We start from the raw sequence: 15,947 nt of genomic DNA, 5'->3' as shown, positions 1-15,947 counted from the left end.
ATCTCAGTAATGAACAAGCAAAACCACAAGAATCGTCCGGGGCGCGCACTGCCCCTGGTATCGCTGCTGGCCCTGGCGGTCGCCGCGGGTGCCCAGGCGGCGCCCCAGGCCAATCCGGGTGGCAACTTCAGTGGCGTCAACAACACCGAGGCCGCCTTCGAGCCGCTGGGCAACACCATGACCGGTGACTGGGGTGGCGTGCGCAAGGACCTGCGCGACAAGGGCTGGGACATCAAGCTCGAATACGTGGGCGAGGGCGCGACCAACCTGCGTGGCGGCTACGACGACGATCGCACCGGGCGCTGGAGCTCGCAGTACATGTTTGGCCTGTGGGGCGACATGAACAAGATCGCCGGTTGGGAAAACTCGGTGTTCAAGCTGGCCATCACCTCCCGTGACGGCCGCAACCTCACCGACGACCGCATCACCGATCCGCGCGTCGGCGGCTACTCCTCGGTGCAGGAAGTCTATGGCCGTGGCCAGACCTGGCGTCTGACCCAGCTGTGGCTGTCCAAGGGCTTCTTCGACGGTCGCCTGGATATCAAGGCTGGTCGCTTCGGCGAAGGCGAGGACTTCAACTCCTTCGAGTGCGACTTCCAGAACCTGGCGTTCTGCGGTTCCCAGGTCGGTAACTGGGAAGGCATCTGGTACAACTGGCCGGTCAGTCAGTGGGCCCTGCGCGTCAAGTACAGCCTGACCCCCGAGTTGTTCGTCCAGGTCGGGGCCTACGAGCAGAATCCGTCGCTGCTGGAAACCGGCAACGGCTTCAAGCTCAACAGCAGCGGCACCAAGGGTGCGGTCCTGCCGGTGGAAATGGTCTGGTCGCCCAAGGTCAACGGCCTGCCGGGCGAATACCGCGTCGGCTACTACTACAGCACTGCCGATGCCAACGACGTCTACGAAGACGTCAATGGCAACTCCGCGGCCCTCACCGGGCTGGACTACAAGGAGCACTCCAGCAAGCACGGCTACTGGGTCGTGGCGCGCCAGCAGATCACCGCGCACAACGATGACCCGAGCCGTGGCCTGTCGGTGTTCGCCAACTTCACCGCCCATGCCAAGGACGTCAACAAGGTCAGCAACTACGTGCAGGCCGGCCTGGTCTACAAGGGCCCCTTCGACGGTCGTCCCAAGGATGACATCGGCTTCGGCATCGCGCGCATCAGCACCAACAGCGACTTCCGCGACAATCAGCGCGCCCTCAACCAGGCCGCCGATGCCACCGACTACAACGATCCGGCCTTCACGCCGCTGCAGCACAACGAGTACGACGCCGAGATCTACTACGGCGTGCACGTGACCAACTGGCTGACCGTGCGTCCCAACCTCCAGTACATCAAGAATCCAGGTGGTGTACGTGAGGTCGACAATGCCGTGGTGGGCGGCCTGAAGGTTCAAGCGGTTTTCTAAATCGCCCCCATAGCCCGCCATCCTGCCCGATGGCGCTGGACAGGGCCCTGCAGTGGTTATACTGCAGGGCCTTTTTCATTTCCGAGGTTGCCGTGGGTAAGGTCGAAAGTCCCTGCATCAGCCAGTGCAAGATCAAAGACGACGTCTGCCAGGGATGTGGCCGCAAACGCTCAGAGATCAAGGGATGGAAAGAGCTGAAGGACCGCGAGCGCAAGGAAGTCATCGACAAGTCTAGGAAGCGCCTGAAGAAACTCAAGAAGGGCTGATGCGTTCCTGACGGCACCGTAGGTTGGGTTGAGCGCAGCGAAGCCCAACGTTGCCCAGGGTGACTCCGCGTTGTTGGGCTTCGACGATAAAGCCGTCTCAGCCCAACCTACGGCGCTGATCGCGGCGATAGGCCGCTCCTACAGGTTAGCTTCGTACTTGTAGGAGCGGCCCATGGCCGCGATTGCCAATGCCGGAAACGCATGCCTAATCAATAGGTATACGCTGAACGCGTTACTTCCCCTCCACCTCATCCAGCAATCCCATGAACGCCTGCGCCGCATTCGAATGGGTGCGCTCGGTATGCAGGATGTACCCCAGGCGCCGCTCCAACTGAATTCCCGGCAGCGGCAGCCGGCGTACCTGATCGTCCAGCAGGGTCCGCGGCAGGACGCTCCAGGCCAGGCCAATGGAGACCAGCATCTTGATGGTTTCCAGGTAGTTGGTGCTCATGGCGATGTTGGGTGTCAGTCCCTGGGCATCGAACAGACCATGGACGATCAGGCGGGTAAAGGTATTGCCGCCGGGAAACACCGCCGGGTGCCGCGCCACATCGGCCAGGCTGACCTCCTTCTGGTTTGCCAGCGCATGCTCGGGCGCCGCCACGAAATCCAGGGGATCGTTCCACACCGGCACCGCCTTGATCGGCGCCGCGGTCTGGGGTGCCAGGGTGATGATGGCCAGCTCCACCCGCCCATGCAGGATCTCGTCGTAGGCCGCTTCCGAATCCAGAAAGCGGATGTCGAGGGCGACCTCGGGATACTCCCGAGTGAACCGTCTAAGGATCGGCGGCAGCCGGTGCAGGCCGATGTGGTGACTGGTCGCCAGCGTCAGCCGGCCGCCGATGGCACCATTGAGATTGGTCAGGGCGCGTCGGGTGTCATCGATCACGCCTAGAATCTGATAGGCGCGGGGGAGCAGGGCGCGTCCGGCCTCGGTCAGGCTGACCTCCCGCCCGATGCGGTCGAACAATCGCAGCCCCAGTTGCTGCTCCAGCGCGGCGATGCGCTTGCTGACCGCAGGTTGGGTCAGGTGCAGACGCTCGCCAGCGTCGGAAAAGCCGCCGGTTTCGGCAATGGCGACAAAGGCATTGAGATTGGCGAGGTCCAAGACGTCGAATTCCTGTTGGTTATGCGCTTCATGAAAAAGATGAATTTGTTTCATGCGAGCCTAGCGCGGTATCTTTGACCCCACAAGCACCAAGGGCATGCAAAGGCCCGTGCCGTTCCACGCCTGATGAGGAATCCACCCATGGCTGGCAAGACGCTCTACGACAAACTCTGGGATATGCATCTGGTCAAGCAGCGCGACGACGGTTCGGCGCTGCTCTACATCGACCGCCACATCATCCACGAAGTGACCTCGCCCCAGGCTTTCGAAGGCCTGCGTCTGGCCGGCCGCAAACCCTGGCGCCTCGACGCCAACCTCGCGACCCTCGACCACAACGTGCCCACCACCCCGGATCGCAAGGAAGGCCTCGACTCCATCAAGGACGAGACCTCGCGCATCCAGGTCCGCACCCTGGACGAGAACTGCGACGACTTCGGTATCACCCAGTTCAAGATGAACGACGTCCGCCAGGGCATCGTTCACGTCATCGGCCCGGAGCAGGGCGCCGTGCTGCCCGGCATGACCGTGGTCTGCGGTGACTCCCATACTTCTACCAACGGCGCCTTCGCCGCTCTGGCCCATGGCATCGGCACCTCCGAGGTCGAGCACGTGCTCGCCACCCAGTGCCTGGTGGCTAAGAAGATGAAGAACATGTTGGTGAAGGTGGAAGGCGACTTGCCCTTCGGCGTGACCGCCAAGGACATCGTTCTCGCCATCATCGGCAAGATCGGCACCGCCGGCGGTAACGGCCATGCCATCGAATTCGCCGGCAGCGCCATCCGCGCCCTGTCCATGGAAGGGCGCATGACCATCTGCAACATGTCCATCGAGGCCGGTGCCCGGGTGGGCATGGTGGCGGTGGACCAGACCACCATCGACTACGTCGAGGGTCGTCCCTTCGCGCCCACCGGCGCCGTCTGGAAGGCCGCCGTGGCCGAGTGGCGTGGCCTGGTATCCGATGCCGATGCCCACTTCGATACCGTGGTCGAGCTCGACGCCGCCCAGATCAAGCCGCAGGTCAGCTGGGGCACCTCGCCCGAGATGGTCCTGGCCGTCGACCAGCAGGTGCCGGATCCGACCCGCGAAGCCGATCCGGTCAAGCGCGGTTCCATCGAACGCGCCCTGAAATACATGGGCCTCAAGGCCAACCAGCCGATCACCGACATCGTGCTCGATCGCGTCTTCATCGGCTCCTGCACCAACTCCCGCATCGAAGACCTGCGCGCCGCTGCCGCCGTGGCCAAGGGCCGCAAGGTCGCCGCGACCCTCAAGCAGGCACTGGTGGTGCCAGGCTCCGGTCTGGTCAAGGCCCAGGCCGAGCGCGAAGGCCTGGACAAGGTGTTCATCGAAGCCGGCTTCGAGTGGCGCGAGCCGGGCTGCTCCATGTGCCTGGCGATGAACGCCGACCGCCTGGAGAGTGGCGAGCACTGCGCGTCCACCTCCAACCGCAACTTCGAAGGCCGGCAAGGCGCCGGTGGCCGTACCCACCTGGTGAGCCCGGCCATGGCCGCCGCCGCTGCCATCGCCGGTCGTTTCGTCGACGTCCGCGACTTCGCCACCGCCTGAGGAGCCTGACCATGCAAGCCTTTACCCAGCACACCGGTTTGGTCGCACCCCTGGATCGCGCCAACGTCGATACCGACCAGATCATTCCCAAGCAATTCTTGAAGTCGATCAAGCGCACCGGCTTCGGCCCGAACCTGTTCGACGAGTGGCGCTACCTGGACGTCGGCCAGCCCGGCCAGGACAACAGCAAGCGCCCGCTCAACCCCGAGTTCGTGCTCAACCAGCCGCGCTATGCCGGCGCCAGCATCCTGCTGGCCCGGGAAAACTTCGGTTGCGGTTCCAGCCGCGAACACGCGCCCTGGGCGCTGGATGGCTACGGCTTCCGTTCGGTGATCGCGCCCAGCTTCGCTGACATCTTCTTCAACAACAGCTTCAAGAACGGCCTCTTGCCGATCATCCTCAGCGATGCCGACGTCGACGACCTGTTCCGTCAGGTCGAAGCCAGCGAGGGCTACCAGCTGGTGGTCGATCTCGAGAGCCAGACCGTGCGCCGTCCCGATGGCGTGGCGCTGTCCTTCGAGATCGATGCCTTTCGCAAGCACTGCCTGCTCAACGGCCTGGACGACATTGGCCTGACCCTGCAGGATGCCGACGCCATCGGGAGTTTCGAAGCCCGCTATCGCCAGAGCAGTCCCTGGATGTTCCCCAGCGCCTGAACCCAGTCGCCGGCCCTCAAGGTCGGCGCTCTTTCCGGAGGCTTCATGAGCGGTGACCACGAGCAACACGTACAGCAGCAATTCGGCGCCACCGCCGAGGCCTACCTGACCAGTACCGTCCATGCCCAGGGCGCCGAACTCGCCGAATTGCGTGACGCCGTGGCCCAGCGCGAAGGCGCCAAGGTGCTGGATCTCGGGTGCGGTGGCGGTCACGTCAGCTACAACGTGGCGCCTGTGGCCGGCCAGGTGGTCGCCCTGGATCTGGCCGAGGAAATGCTCTCGGTGGTCAAGCGCACCGCCGCCGAGCAGGGCCTGGACAACATCAGCGTCCAGCCCGGCATGGCCGAGCACCTGCCCTTCGGCGACGCCAGCTTCGACTTCGTCTTCAGCCGCTATTCGGCGCACCACTGGCGCGACATCGGCGCGGCCCTGCGCGAAGTGCGCCGGGTGCTGCGACACGGTGGCGAAATGGCCATCATCGACGTGGTCTCGCCGGCCAACCCGCGCCTGGACACCTACCTTCAGACGGTGGAGATCCTGCGCGACATCAGCCATGTGCGTAACTACTCCCTGGCCGAGTGGCACCGCCTGCTGGACATGGCGCGCCTCGGCGTGACCCGCTGCCGCCGCCAGCGCCTGCGCCTGGACTTCGCCAGCTGGACCGGGCGCATGCGTACGCCCGAGCCGCAGTGCCAGGCCATCCGCAGCCTGCAGAACAAGATCGGTCAGGAAGTCCGCCAGTATTTCGAAATCGACCGCGACGGCTCCTTCAGCGTCGACGTCATGGTTCTCTGGGCCCAGCCCATCTGATTTGGAACAGGAAAAGACAATGAGCAAGCAGATCCTCATCCTGCCGGGCGACGGCATCGGTCCGGAAATCATGGCCGAGGCGGTCAAGGTGCTGGAAGCGGTCAATCGCGACCATGACCTCGGCTTCGAGCTGGTCCACGACGACCTGGGTGGCGCCGCCATCGATCGCTACGGCGTGCCTCTGGCCGACGAGACCCTGGCGCGTGCCCGCGCCGCCGATGCCGTGCTGCTGGGCGCCGTGGGTGGTCCCAAGTGGGACAAGCTCGAGCGCGACATCCGTCCCGAGCGCGGTCTGCTGAAGATCCGTTCCGCCCTGGGCCTGTTCGGCAACCTGCGTCCGGCCATCCTCTATCCGCAACTGGCCGAGGCCTCGACCCTCAAGCCGGAAGTGGTCTCCGGCCTGGACATCCTCATCGTCCGCGAGCTGACCGGCGGCATCTATTTCGGCTCGCCGCGCGAGACCCGGGTGTTGGAGAACGGCGAGCGCCAGGCCTTCGATACCCTGCCGTACAGCGAAGGCGAGATCCGCCGCATCGCCCGCGTCGGCTTCGACATGGCCCGTCTGCGCGGGAAAAAACTGTGCTCGGTGGACAAGGCCAACGTCCTCGAATCCAGCCGCCTGTGGCGCGAAGTGGTGGAGGAGGTGGCCAAGGACTATCCCGACGTCGAACTCAGCCACATGTACGTCGACAACGCCGCCATGCAGCTGGTCCGGGCACCCAAGCAGTTCGACGTCATCGTCACCGACAACATGTTCGGCGACATCCTCTCCGACGAAGCCTCGATGCTGACCGGCTCCATCGGCATGCTGCCCTCGGCGTCCCTGGATGCCCACAACAAGGGCATGTACGAACCCTGCCACGGCTCGGCGCCCGACATCGCCGGCCAGGGCGTCGCCAACCCGCTGGCCACCATCCTCTCGGTGGCCATGATGCTCAGATACACCTTCGGCGCCGCCGCGGCGGCCGAGGCCATCGAGGCGGCGGTGGGCCAGGTGCTGGATCAGGGCCTGCGGACCGGCGACATCTGGTCGGAAGGCAAGCAGCGGGTGGGTACCCGCGAGATGGGCGAAGCAGTAGTAGCGGCGCTCGTTAGGCGTTAATCTGATCGGCCGCCAGGGGAGGCGGCCGTCCTCCAAGACAACAAAGGTGCAGTAGCGATGAAACGTGTAGGTCTGATCGGTTGGCGTGGCATGGTGGGCTCCGTGCTCATGCAGCGCATGCTCGAAGAGCGGGATTTCGACTTGATCGAGCCCGTGTTCTTCACCACTTCCAACGTCGGCGGCGAAGGCCCGGCCATTGGCAAGGGCGTGGCACCGCTCAAGGATGCCTACAGCATCGACGAACTCAAGACCCTCGACGTCATCCTCACCTGCCAGGGCGGCGACTACACCAGCGAGGTGTTCCCCAAGCTGCGCCAGGCCGGTTGGAAAGGCTACTGGATCGACGCGGCTTCCAGCCTGCGCATGCAGGATGACGCCGTCATCGTGCTGGACCCGGTCAACCGTCGCGTCATCGACCAGGCCCTGGCCGATGGCCGCAAGGACTTCATCGGCGGTAACTGCACCGTCAGCCTGATGCTGATGGCCCTGGGCGGGCTGTTCGAAGCCGGTCTGGTGGACTGGATGAGCGCCATGACCTACCAGGCGGCCTCCGGCGCCGGTGCCCAGAACATGCGCGAATTGATTCGCCAGATGGGCGCGACCCACGCCGCCGTCGCCGACAGCCTGGCCGATCCGGCCAGCGCCATCCTCGACATCGACCGCCAGGTCGCCGAGACCCTGCGTAGCGAAGCCTTCCCCACCGAGCAATTCGGCGTTCCCCTGGCCGGCAGCCTGATCCCCTGGATCGACAAGGAACTGCCCAACGGCCAGAGCCGCGAGGAATGGAAGGCCCAGGCCGAGACCAACAAGATCCTCGGCCGCTTCAAGAATCCCATCCCGGTGGACGGCATCTGCGTGCGCATCGGCGCCATGCGCTGCCACAGCCAGGCGTTGACCATCAAGCTCAACAAGGACGTGCCGCTGTCCGACATCCACGGCCTGATCAGCCAGCACAATCCCTGGGTCAAGCTGGTGCCGAACAACCGCGACGTCAGCATGCGCGATCTGACGCCGGCTGCCGTGACCGGCACCCTGAGCGTACCGGTCGGCCGGCTGCGCAAGCTGAACATGGGTTCTCAGTACCTGGGCGCCTTCACCGTTGGCGACCAACTGCTGTGGGGCGCCGCGGAGCCGCTGCGGCGGATGCTGCGAATCCTGCTCGAACAGTGAGCTGACGGTTAAACGTTTGCTTAGGGAGGAGGGCCGCCAGTAAAGTGCGGCCCTCTTTCGTTGCGGACCGTTCCCATCATGACTGCCAGAGATATCGCCCTCATCGGCGCCACCAGTGCCCATGGCGAAGCCATTCGCGAACTCCTTGACGAGCGCGACGTGCCCCTCGGCCGGCTGCACCTGCTCGCCAGTGGTGAGTCGGCAGGTCAGAATCTGCCGTTCCGAGGCAGCAACCTGCGCGTCACCAGCGTTGACGGCTTCGATTTCGCCCAGGTCGGCATCGTCATCCTCGCCGTACCGGCCACCGTGGTGGAAGGTCTCAGGCCGCAACTCACCGCCGCCGGTTGCGCCGTGCTGGATCTCAGTGGCGCCTCGGCCGCGCGCTCCGTACTGCCCCGGATCAACGGCGAGCATCTGGACAATCTCTCTGCCGCCGCCTGGCTTGGGGTGCCCCTGGCAGCCACCCAGGCGGCCGCCAGCGTGGCAGCGGTGCTGGCCCGCCTCAATACCCTAGGTGACGCTTCCTTGACCGCCTGCCTGGCGGCGTCCGGCGCTGGCCGTGGCGGCGTCGAGGAATTGGCGCGTCAGGCCACCGAATTGCTCAATGGCCGGCCGGTCGAGGCACGGCTGTTCGAGGGCCAGCTGGCCTTCAATCTGCTCGGTCGCACCGGTGCGCCGGCCGCGGATAGCTATACTGCCCAGGAACATCGCCTGCTGGACGAATGTGAGCAGGTGCTGGGCGAGACCTTGCCGGTACTGGATGTCACCGCGCTGCAGGCGCCGGTGTTCTTTGGCGACAGTCTGGCGCTGAGCCTGAGGGCCCGGGCGCCCTGGCAACTGGAGCAGGTGCTGGAAGCCCTGGGGGACGAGCCAGGCCTGGCGCTCGACGAAGAGCTCGATTGTCCGTCCGCGGTAGGCGATGCCCTTGGGCGGGAAGAGGTGTTGGTAGGGCGCGTCCGATTGCATCCACGGGATGCTCGACGACTGGAGTGTTGGCTGGTGGTGGACAACGTCAGATTATCGGCGCTCACAGCCGTTCAACTGGCCGAATTGTTGCTTAAACAGTCGGCCTAAAAGATACTTCGTGAAATGCTTCGCCCTTTTGGCTTGAGCAAAGGGGCGGTGGACATGGCACGCAGCGATGGACACAGGCGCCCGCACGGTGGCGCGATCGACAGCTTCTAAAAAGGGACGGTCATGGTTCGAGTTCAGAAACTGGTGCGGGCAATTGCAGCGGCGAGCGCCTTGATGTCTGGCGCGGCCCAGGCCCTCAGCCTGGGGGAGATCCACCTCAATTCCGCCCTCAATCAGCCCTTCGATGCCACCATCGATCTGTCGGACCTGCGCGACCTTGGCGCCGCCGAATTGCGCCCCAATCTGGCCTCCGCCGAGGATTTCGGCAAGGCTGGGGTGGACCGCGCCTTCTTCCTCAACGATCTCAAGTTCACGCCGGAGGTGCGCAACGGGCGCACCGTCATCCGCGTGACCTCGGCGCGCCCGGTGCGCGAGCCCTATCTCAACTTCCTGCTCGAAGTGAACTGGCCGAGTGGCCGGATCCTGCGCGAGTACACGGTGCTGCTGGATCCGCCGCTCTATACCCCCCAGGCCGCGGCAGCGCCGTTCGCACCTCAGGTCCCAGCCGCACCGCGGGCGCGCACCACCTCGCCGAGTGCGCCGCGTCCGGCCACGCCCCCTGCCGCGCCGGCGCCGAGCGCGACCCAGGCGCCTGGCACCTACACCACCGAGCGGCGCGATACCCTCTGGGAAGTGGCGGCGCGCAATCGCCCGGCGTCCAGCGTCACCGTCGATCAGACCATGCTGGCGATCCAGGACCTGAATCCCGACGCCTTCATCGATCGCAACATCAACCTGATGAAAAGCGGTCAGGTGCTGCGCCTGCCCGATCAGGCTCAGGCCGGCGCGCGGCCCCAGCGTGAGGCGGTGGCCGAGATCGCCCGCCAGACCCGCGCCTGGAAGCAGGGTGGCGACAGCGCCTCCGCGGGGACGCCACGCCGGCAGGTAGATGCATCGGCCCAGCCGAGTGGCAACGAGACGTCGACACCCGCCGCGCCCAAGGACAACCTCAAGCTGCTCTCCGGTCAGCCCTCCGGTCGCGCCGGCGAGTCCGCCGGTGGCAAGGGCGGTGACCAGGCCCTGGCCGATCGCCTGGCGGTGACCCAGGAGAGCCTGGACACTACCCGCCGCGAGAACGAAGAACTCAAGAGCCGCCTCGGCGATCTGCAGTCGCAGCTCGACAAGCTGCAGAAGATCATGCAGCTCAAGGACGCCCAACTGGCGCGGATGCAGGCCAACATGGCCAATCCCCAGGCCGCGGGCCAGCCGGCCCAGCCGCCGGCATCGCCTGAAGCCGCGGCTCCGGTCACGCCCGCGCCGGCCGAGAACACCGCCACGCCGGCGCCTCAGGAGCCGGCGGCGGCGACCCCGGTCACTCCAGCCGAGGGCACCCCCGCACCGACCACCACGCCGCCCGCCAGCGAGGCAGGTACCGGCGCGGCACCGCCCGCTGCCAGCGAGCCCAAGGTCATTCCGGTCACGCCAAGCACCCCGGCGACCGAACCGACCGAGGCGACCAACAGCTTCCTCGACGAGATCCTCAGCAACCCGCTGTGGCTCGGCATCATCGGCGGCAGCGCCTTGCTGGCGCTGCTGGTCCTGCTGATGATCAACTCGCGTCGCAATGCGGTGAAGGAAGCCGAGCGTGAGCGTGACGCCGAAGCCGCGCGCAACGATACGGTGTTCGAGGCGGATCCCGAACTTGGCGACCACCACGCACTCGCCGGCCTGGAACTGGGGCAGGGTACCCAGGACGGCGCGCAGGACGCCGACGCCCAGGACGACGCCCTGGGTCAGGCCGACATCTACATGGCCTATGGTCGCTTCAGTCAGGCGGCCGAGGTGCTCAAGAAGGCCAGCGACCAGGAGCCCCATCGCGCCGATCTGCGCCTCAAGCTCATGGAAGTCTATGCCGAGATGGGCGACAAGGATGGCTTCCAGCGCGAGGAGCGCGAACTCAAGGAGATCGGTGGCGCCCAGCCGGCGGTCGAGCACCTGAAGTCGCGCTATCCGGCAATGGCCACCGTGGCGGTGGCCTCGGCCACGGTCGGGGCGGCTGCCCTGGCCGCCGCCCACGAACTGAGCGAGGAGCAGACCCGCAATCAGGGTTTCTCGGCCACCGAGGACAGCCAGGACTTCGATCTGTCCCTGGATGACTTCGGCAGCGAGGACACCCAGTCGAATCAGCCGGCTGGTCCGGCCGAGGAGCCGCTGTTTGGCGAAGCCTTCGCCGATGCCCAGGCCAAGGCCGCCGACTCCCGCGACGATTTCGACTTCGATCTCAATTTCGATGCCGAACCCACAGCTACCTCGGCGACCACTCCGGCCGCCAAGGACGACGACTTCGCCCTGGACTTCAGCGAATTCGAGCGGCAGGGCGATCCGGTACAGGACGAGCCGCTCGAGCGTTCGAACGCTAGTTCGGCCTTCGACGAGCCGCTGGATGCGCCCGCTACGCGGACCGCCGACGCCGAGCTGCCAGCAAGTTTCGACCTGTCCGATTTCGACGACGAGCAGCCGGCGCCCAAACGCGAAAGCGACGAAGAATTCGCCGCCCGCCTGCAGGAGGCCTCGCGCCAGTTCGATGCCGAGACCACCAGCGGCACGGGCGGTGGCGACGGTCTGGACGACTTCGACTTCCTCTCCGGTGAAGACGAGACCGCCACCAAGCTGGACCTGGCGCGCGCCTACATCGACATGGGCGATCCCGAGGGTGCCCGCGACATCCTCGATGAGGTGCTGGCCGAGGGCAATGCCGGACAACAGCAGGAAGCGCGGGAGATCATCGCCCAGCTCAGCTGACCGCGGCCGGGCTTGGCAGAGGAGGGGAGGCGCTATAAGCTGCCTCCCCTTTTTTTCGCCTGGCCGTCGCCTTGGATTTTCTAGACCCCACCATCATCGTTCCGCCCCAGCGCATTGCGCTCGGCGTGGAGTACAAGGGTGCCCGCTATCGCGGTTGGCAGCGCCAGCAGCCGGGCGTGCGCTCCGTTCAGGAGACCCTGGAAGACGCCCTGTCCGAGGTTGCCGCGGCGCCCATCGCGCTGCATTGCGCCGGGCGTACCGACTGTGGGGTACACGCCACTGGCCAGGTGGTGCATTTCGAGTCCCCCGTCGCGCGGCCGCTCAAGGCCTGGGTGATGGGCACCAACGCCAATCTGCCGTCCGACATCAGCGTCACCTGGGTCAAGCCGGTCAGCAACGAGTTCCACGCCCGTTTCAGCGCCATGGCACGGCGTTATCGCTACGTGATCTACAACGACCCGATCCGGCCCGCCCACCTCGCCGAGGAGGTCACCTGGAATCATCGTCCGCTGCGCATCGAGCCCATGCGCGAGGCGGCCCAGGTGCTGCTCGGTACTCATGACTTCACCTCCTTTCGGGCCAAGGCCTGCCAGGCCAAGTCGGCGATCAAGACCATCCACCACCTGCGTCTCTGGCAGAGCGGGCGGCTGATCGTCCTCGACATCCGCGCCAATGCCTTCCTGCACCACATGGTGCGCAATATCGCCGGAGTGCTGATGGCGGTGGGCTGTGGCGAGCGGCCGGTGGAGTGGGTGAGCGAGGTTCTGGCGGCGCGGGAGCGACGGTTGGGTGGCGTTACCGCCCATCCCTATGGCCTCTACCTGGTGGACGCCGAATATCCCGAAAGCACGCCCGTGCCCAAGCGGCCGCTGGGGCCGCTGTTCCTGGGGCATATCCCCGAGCTGGATGACCCCCAAGGCTGACGCTGCGCGGGTGGTCTGCTAACATCCATCGATTTGGAACGAGGTCATTCCGGTTTGGCTAACGTTCGAGTGAAGATCTGCGGGATCACCCGGGTCGAGGATGCGCTGGCCGCCGCGGCTGCCGGCGCCGATGCCATCGGTCTGGTGTTCTATGCGCGCAGCCCGCGCGCGGTGAGCGCTGCCCAGGCACGTCAGATCGTGGCGGCGCTGCCGCCCTTCGTGACCACCGTCGGGCTCTTCGTCGATGCCTCGCCCTGCGAGATCGAGGAGACGCTGGATGCCGTGCCCCTGGATCTCCTGCAATTCCACGGCGACGAGACGCCGGCGCAATGCGCCCGTTACCGCCGTCCCTATATCAAGGCTCTGCGCATGCGCGAGGACATCGACCTCGCCGCCATCGCCGGTGACTACGCCGGCGCCCGCGGCTTGCTGCTCGATACCTATGTCGCCGGCGTGCCTGGGGGGACCGGTCAGGCCTTCGACTGGACGCGGGTACCGCAGGAACCCTCGCTGCCGCTGATCGTGGCGGGCGGTCTGGACGCGGACAACGTCGCCACGGCCATCGCCGCGTCCCGGCCCTATGGCGTGGACGTGAGCGGCGGCGTAGAGCAGGCCAAGGGCATCAAGGATGCCGCCGAGATCGCGCGTTTCGTGGCGGCCGTGCGAGGTGCCGCGGTCGCCTGATGTGACCCTCGTCAGGTGGTCGCCGTCCACACCTGCGACATATTCAAGCGGATCCGCCCCTGGTGGGTCTGCCGTCCGGCCCCCAGGGGGCCGGCATGCGACAACAGGGTAGCGGCCCGGGATACAGCGGGCGCTGCCGAACCTATTACAGATGCTCAAGGAAGGCGTGGCCCAGGCCGCGCTGGGAGCCCATGCAAGTGGAGAGAGATGCATGAGCAATTGGCTGGTCGACAAACTGATTCCTTCCATCATGCGGTCCGAGGTGAAGCGCAGTTCGGTGCCGGAAGGTCTTTGGCACAAGTGTCCGGCCTGCGAAGCGGTCCTCTACCGTCCGGAGCTGGAAAAGAACCTGGACGTGTGCCTGAAGTGCGGTCACCACATGCGTATCAACGCGCGTCGCCGCCTGGACATCTTCCTCGACGCCGAAGGTCGTGAAGAGCTGGGCACCGAGCTGGAGCCAGTGGACCGGCTGAAATTCCGCGACAGCAAGAAGTACAAGGATCGCTTCACTGCGGCGCAGAAGGAAACCGGCGAGAAAGACGCCCTGATCTCCATGCGTGGCACCCTCAAGGGCATGCCGGTGGCGGTCTGCGCCTTCGAATTCTCCTTCATGGGCGGCTCCATGGGCGCCGTGGTCGGCGAGCGTTTCGTGCGTGCGGCCAACGTGGCCCTGGAACAGCGCTGCCCGCTGATCTGCTTCTCCGCCTCCGGTGGTGCGCGGATGCAGGAAGCCCTGATCTCCCTGATGCAGATGGCCAAGACCTCCGCGGTGCTGGCGCGCCTGCGCGAAGAGGGCATCCCCTTCATCTCGGTGCTGACCGATCCGGTTTACGGTGGCGTCTCCGCCAGTCTGGCGATGCTGGGTGACGTCATCGTCGCCGAGCCCAAGGCGCTGATCGGCTTTGCCGGCCCGCGCGTGATCGAGCAGACCGTGCGCGAAAAGCTGCCGGAAGGCTTCCAGCGCAGCGAATTCCTGCTGGAGCATGGCGCCGTCGACCTCATCGTGTCGCGCAAGGAATTGCGTGATCGCCTGGCGCGTCTGCTGGCGACCTTCCAGCACCAGCCGGTTCCGGCGGCCTGATGGCTGCGCGCAGCCTCGCGCAGTGGCTGGCCTATCTCGAGCAGCTGCATCCGTCGGCGATCGACATGGGCCTGGACCGGGTGCGCGAGGTCGCGCAGCGGCTGGGCCTGACCCGGCCGGCCCCGCGGGTGGTGACCGTGACCGGCACCAACGGCAAGGGCTCCACCTGTGCCTTTCTCGCCAGCCTGCTGCGCGCCAGCGGGCAGCGGGTGGGCGTCTATGCCTCGCCGCATCTGGTGCGCTACAACGAGCGCGTCGACGTGGACGGCACCCTCGCCAGCGATAGCGAGCTCTGCACCGCCTTCGCCGCGGTGGAAGCCGCGCGGGGCGAGATCAGCCTGACCTATTTCGAAGTGGGTACCCTGGCCGCCTTCTGGCTGTTCGAGCGCGCCCGGCTGGACGTCGCCGTTCTCGAAGTCGGTCTGGGCGGGCGCCTGGATGCGGTCAATCTGATCGACGCCGATCTGGCGTTGGTCACCAGCATCGGCCTGGATCACGCCGAATGGCTGGGCGATACCCGCGACAGCGTCGCCGTGGAAAAGGCCGGGATCTTCCGCGCTGGCAAGCCGGCCCTCTGTGGCGATCTGCAGCCGCCCGCGCCGCTGGCCGCAGCCGCCGAACGCCTGGGTGCCCCCTTGCTGCTGCGCGGGGAAGCCTTCGATCTGCAGATCGAGAGCGCCAGCTGGTTCTGGCGCGGGCGCGATGCCCAGGGCAATGACCTGGCGCTGCCGGGCCTGCCGCTGCTGGATCTGCCCATGGAAAATGCCGCTCTGGCCCTGCAGGCCTACGCCTTGCTCGACCAGCCCTGGCTGCCGGAGCGGATCGCGGTGGCCCTCCAGGCCACGCGCATGACCGGTCGGATCGATCGTCGCCAGGTCGAGCGGGCAGGGGAAACCCTCAATGTCCTGCTGGACGTGGCCCACAATCCCCACGCCGCCGAGTACCTGGCCCGGCGCCTGGCGATGAAGCCGGTCGCCGGCGTGCGGCGTGCGGTGTTCGGCGTCCTGGCCGACAAGGACCTGGACGGCATCCTGGCGCCCCTGGCGGCGCTGTTCGCCGACTGGGCGGTGGCGAGTCTGCCGACGCCGCGCAGTCGCGACGGCGCCGAGGTTGCCGCCATCCTGAGGGCGCAGGGTGCCCGGGCCGAGGCCCATGCTTCGCTGCTGTCGGCCTTCGAAGCCCAGCTGGCGGCCAGTTCGGCAGCCGACGAGGTGGTGGTGTTCGGCTCCTTCTACAGCGTCGCCGAGGTCCTCGCGCAGCTCTCTTCCCTATCCGAATCCGCGGAGGCATAACCC

General features: G+C 66.2%; 14 protein-coding genes. 13 read left to right on the top strand and 1 reads right to left on the bottom strand.

Annotated elements, in window-relative coordinates; translation table 11 throughout:
* Positions 1-9: 9 nt before the first annotated feature.
* Together V6W80_RS13085 and V6W80_RS13080 are read left to right on the top strand one after the other, a co-directional pair.
* Entirely contained in the window at positions 10-1,410 is a 1,401-nt protein-coding gene (locus V6W80_RS13085; protein WP_338544479.1) for a carbohydrate porin, read from the top strand.
* A gap of 92 nt (positions 1,411-1,502) precedes the next feature.
* Positions 1,503-1,676: a DUF1289 domain-containing protein gene (locus V6W80_RS13080; protein WP_081594595.1), complete on the top strand. Its 174-nt coding sequence runs from the start codon at positions 1,503-1,505 to the stop codon at positions 1,674-1,676.
* A 232-nt stretch (positions 1,677-1,908) separates the two neighbouring features.
* Here the strand turns inward: V6W80_RS13080 and V6W80_RS13075 are convergent, their stop codons facing one another.
* Positions 1,909-2,784, bottom strand: a complete 876-nt coding sequence (locus V6W80_RS13075) for a LysR family transcriptional regulator (RefSeq protein ID WP_338544478.1) — start codon at positions 2,782-2,784, stop codon at positions 1,909-1,911.
* A 141-nt stretch (positions 2,785-2,925) separates the two neighbouring features.
* Between V6W80_RS13075 and leuC the strand changes: the two genes are divergently transcribed.
* The 11 genes from leuC (at position 2,926) to folC (ending at position 15,944) form a co-directional block, all read left to right on the top strand.
* Positions 2,926-4,350 (top strand): 3-isopropylmalate dehydratase large subunit, encoded by a 1,425-nt coding sequence (gene leuC, locus V6W80_RS13070; RefSeq protein ID WP_338544477.1) that lies wholly within the window; start codon positions 2,926-2,928, stop codon positions 4,348-4,350.
* Between the two features lie 11 nt (positions 4,351-4,361).
* On the top strand, positions 4,362-5,006 hold the full coding sequence (gene leuD / locus V6W80_RS13065) for a 3-isopropylmalate dehydratase small subunit (protein WP_173147769.1): 645 nt from the start codon (positions 4,362-4,364) through the stop codon (positions 5,004-5,006).
* Positions 5,007-5,051: 45 nt separating this feature from the next.
* Positions 5,052-5,816 (top strand): class I SAM-dependent methyltransferase, encoded by a 765-nt coding sequence (locus tag V6W80_RS13060; protein WP_017641298.1) that lies wholly within the window; start codon positions 5,052-5,054, stop codon positions 5,814-5,816.
* A 19-nt stretch (positions 5,817-5,835) separates the two neighbouring features.
* Positions 5,836-6,918, top strand: coding sequence for a 3-isopropylmalate dehydrogenase (leuB, locus tag V6W80_RS13055; RefSeq protein ID WP_093251898.1), 1,083 nt, complete (start codon positions 5,836-5,838; stop codon positions 6,916-6,918).
* Positions 6,919-6,975: 57 nt separating this feature from the next.
* Positions 6,976-8,088 carry an aspartate-semialdehyde dehydrogenase gene (asd, locus tag V6W80_RS13050; protein ID WP_007158663.1) on the top strand — a complete coding sequence of 371 codons (1,113 nt, stop codon included), beginning with the start codon at positions 6,976-6,978 and terminating at the stop codon, positions 8,086-8,088.
* 78 nt (positions 8,089-8,166) lie between these two features.
* A complete protein-coding gene (locus V6W80_RS13045) occupies positions 8,167-9,162 on the top strand; it encodes an aspartate-semialdehyde dehydrogenase (RefSeq protein WP_338544476.1) in 996 nt (331 codons plus the stop codon).
* 123 nt (positions 9,163-9,285) lie between these two features.
* A complete protein-coding gene (locus V6W80_RS13040; RefSeq protein WP_338544475.1) occupies positions 9,286-11,964 on the top strand; it encodes a FimV/HubP family polar landmark protein in 2,679 nt (892 codons plus the stop codon).
* Positions 11,965-12,035: 71 nt separating this feature from the next.
* Entirely contained in the window at positions 12,036-12,887 is an 852-nt protein-coding gene (gene truA / locus V6W80_RS13035) for a tRNA pseudouridine(38-40) synthase TruA (RefSeq protein WP_017641294.1), read from the top strand.
* A 54-nt stretch (positions 12,888-12,941) separates the two neighbouring features.
* Positions 12,942-13,571, top strand: coding sequence for a phosphoribosylanthranilate isomerase (locus V6W80_RS13030; protein ID WP_338544474.1), 630 nt, complete (start codon positions 12,942-12,944; stop codon positions 13,569-13,571).
* Between the two features lie 211 nt (positions 13,572-13,782).
* A complete protein-coding gene (gene accD / locus V6W80_RS13025; RefSeq protein WP_017641292.1) occupies positions 13,783-14,652 on the top strand; it encodes an acetyl-CoA carboxylase, carboxyltransferase subunit beta in 870 nt (289 codons plus the stop codon).
* Entirely contained in the window at positions 14,652-15,944 is a 1,293-nt protein-coding gene (folC, locus tag V6W80_RS13020; protein WP_338544473.1) for a bifunctional tetrahydrofolate synthase/dihydrofolate synthase, read from the top strand. Before accD ends, folC begins: the two co-directional genes overlap by 1 nt.
* Positions 15,945-15,947: the final 3 nt, after the last annotated feature.

Origin of the sequence: Pseudomonas benzopyrenica (assembly GCF_036884265.1) — a bacterium.
GTDB classification, from domain to species: domain Bacteria; phylum Pseudomonadota; class Gammaproteobacteria; order Pseudomonadales; family Pseudomonadaceae; genus Chryseomonas; species Chryseomonas benzopyrenica.
This window is presented reverse-complemented; position numbering and strand designations above follow the sequence as displayed.

What these genes read in the sequence shown, in the direction of transcription:
- V6W80_RS13085 (WP_338544479.1), top strand. Translation starts at nt 10, where the DNA reads ATGAACAAGCAAAACCACAAGAATCGTCCGGGGCGCGCACTGCCCCTG.
- leuC (WP_338544477.1), top strand. Translation starts at nt 2,926, where the DNA reads ATGGCTGGCAAGACGCTCTACGACAAACTCTGGGATATGCATCTGGTC.
- leuD (WP_173147769.1), top strand. Translation starts at nt 4,362, where the DNA reads ATGCAAGCCTTTACCCAGCACACCGGTTTGGTCGCACCCCTGGATCGC.
- V6W80_RS13060 (WP_017641298.1), top strand. Translation starts at nt 5,052, where the DNA reads ATGAGCGGTGACCACGAGCAACACGTACAGCAGCAATTCGGCGCCACC.
- leuB (WP_093251898.1), top strand. Translation starts at nt 5,836, where the DNA reads ATGAGCAAGCAGATCCTCATCCTGCCGGGCGACGGCATCGGTCCGGAA.
- asd (WP_007158663.1), top strand. Translation starts at nt 6,976, where the DNA reads ATGAAACGTGTAGGTCTGATCGGTTGGCGTGGCATGGTGGGCTCCGTG.
- V6W80_RS13045 (WP_338544476.1), top strand. Translation starts at nt 8,167, where the DNA reads ATGACTGCCAGAGATATCGCCCTCATCGGCGCCACCAGTGCCCATGGC.
- V6W80_RS13040 (WP_338544475.1), top strand. Translation starts at nt 9,286, where the DNA reads ATGGTTCGAGTTCAGAAACTGGTGCGGGCAATTGCAGCGGCGAGCGCC.
- accD (WP_017641292.1), top strand. Translation starts at nt 13,783, where the DNA reads ATGAGCAATTGGCTGGTCGACAAACTGATTCCTTCCATCATGCGGTCC.
- folC (WP_338544473.1), top strand. Translation starts at nt 14,652, where the DNA reads ATGGCTGCGCGCAGCCTCGCGCAGTGGCTGGCCTATCTCGAGCAGCTG.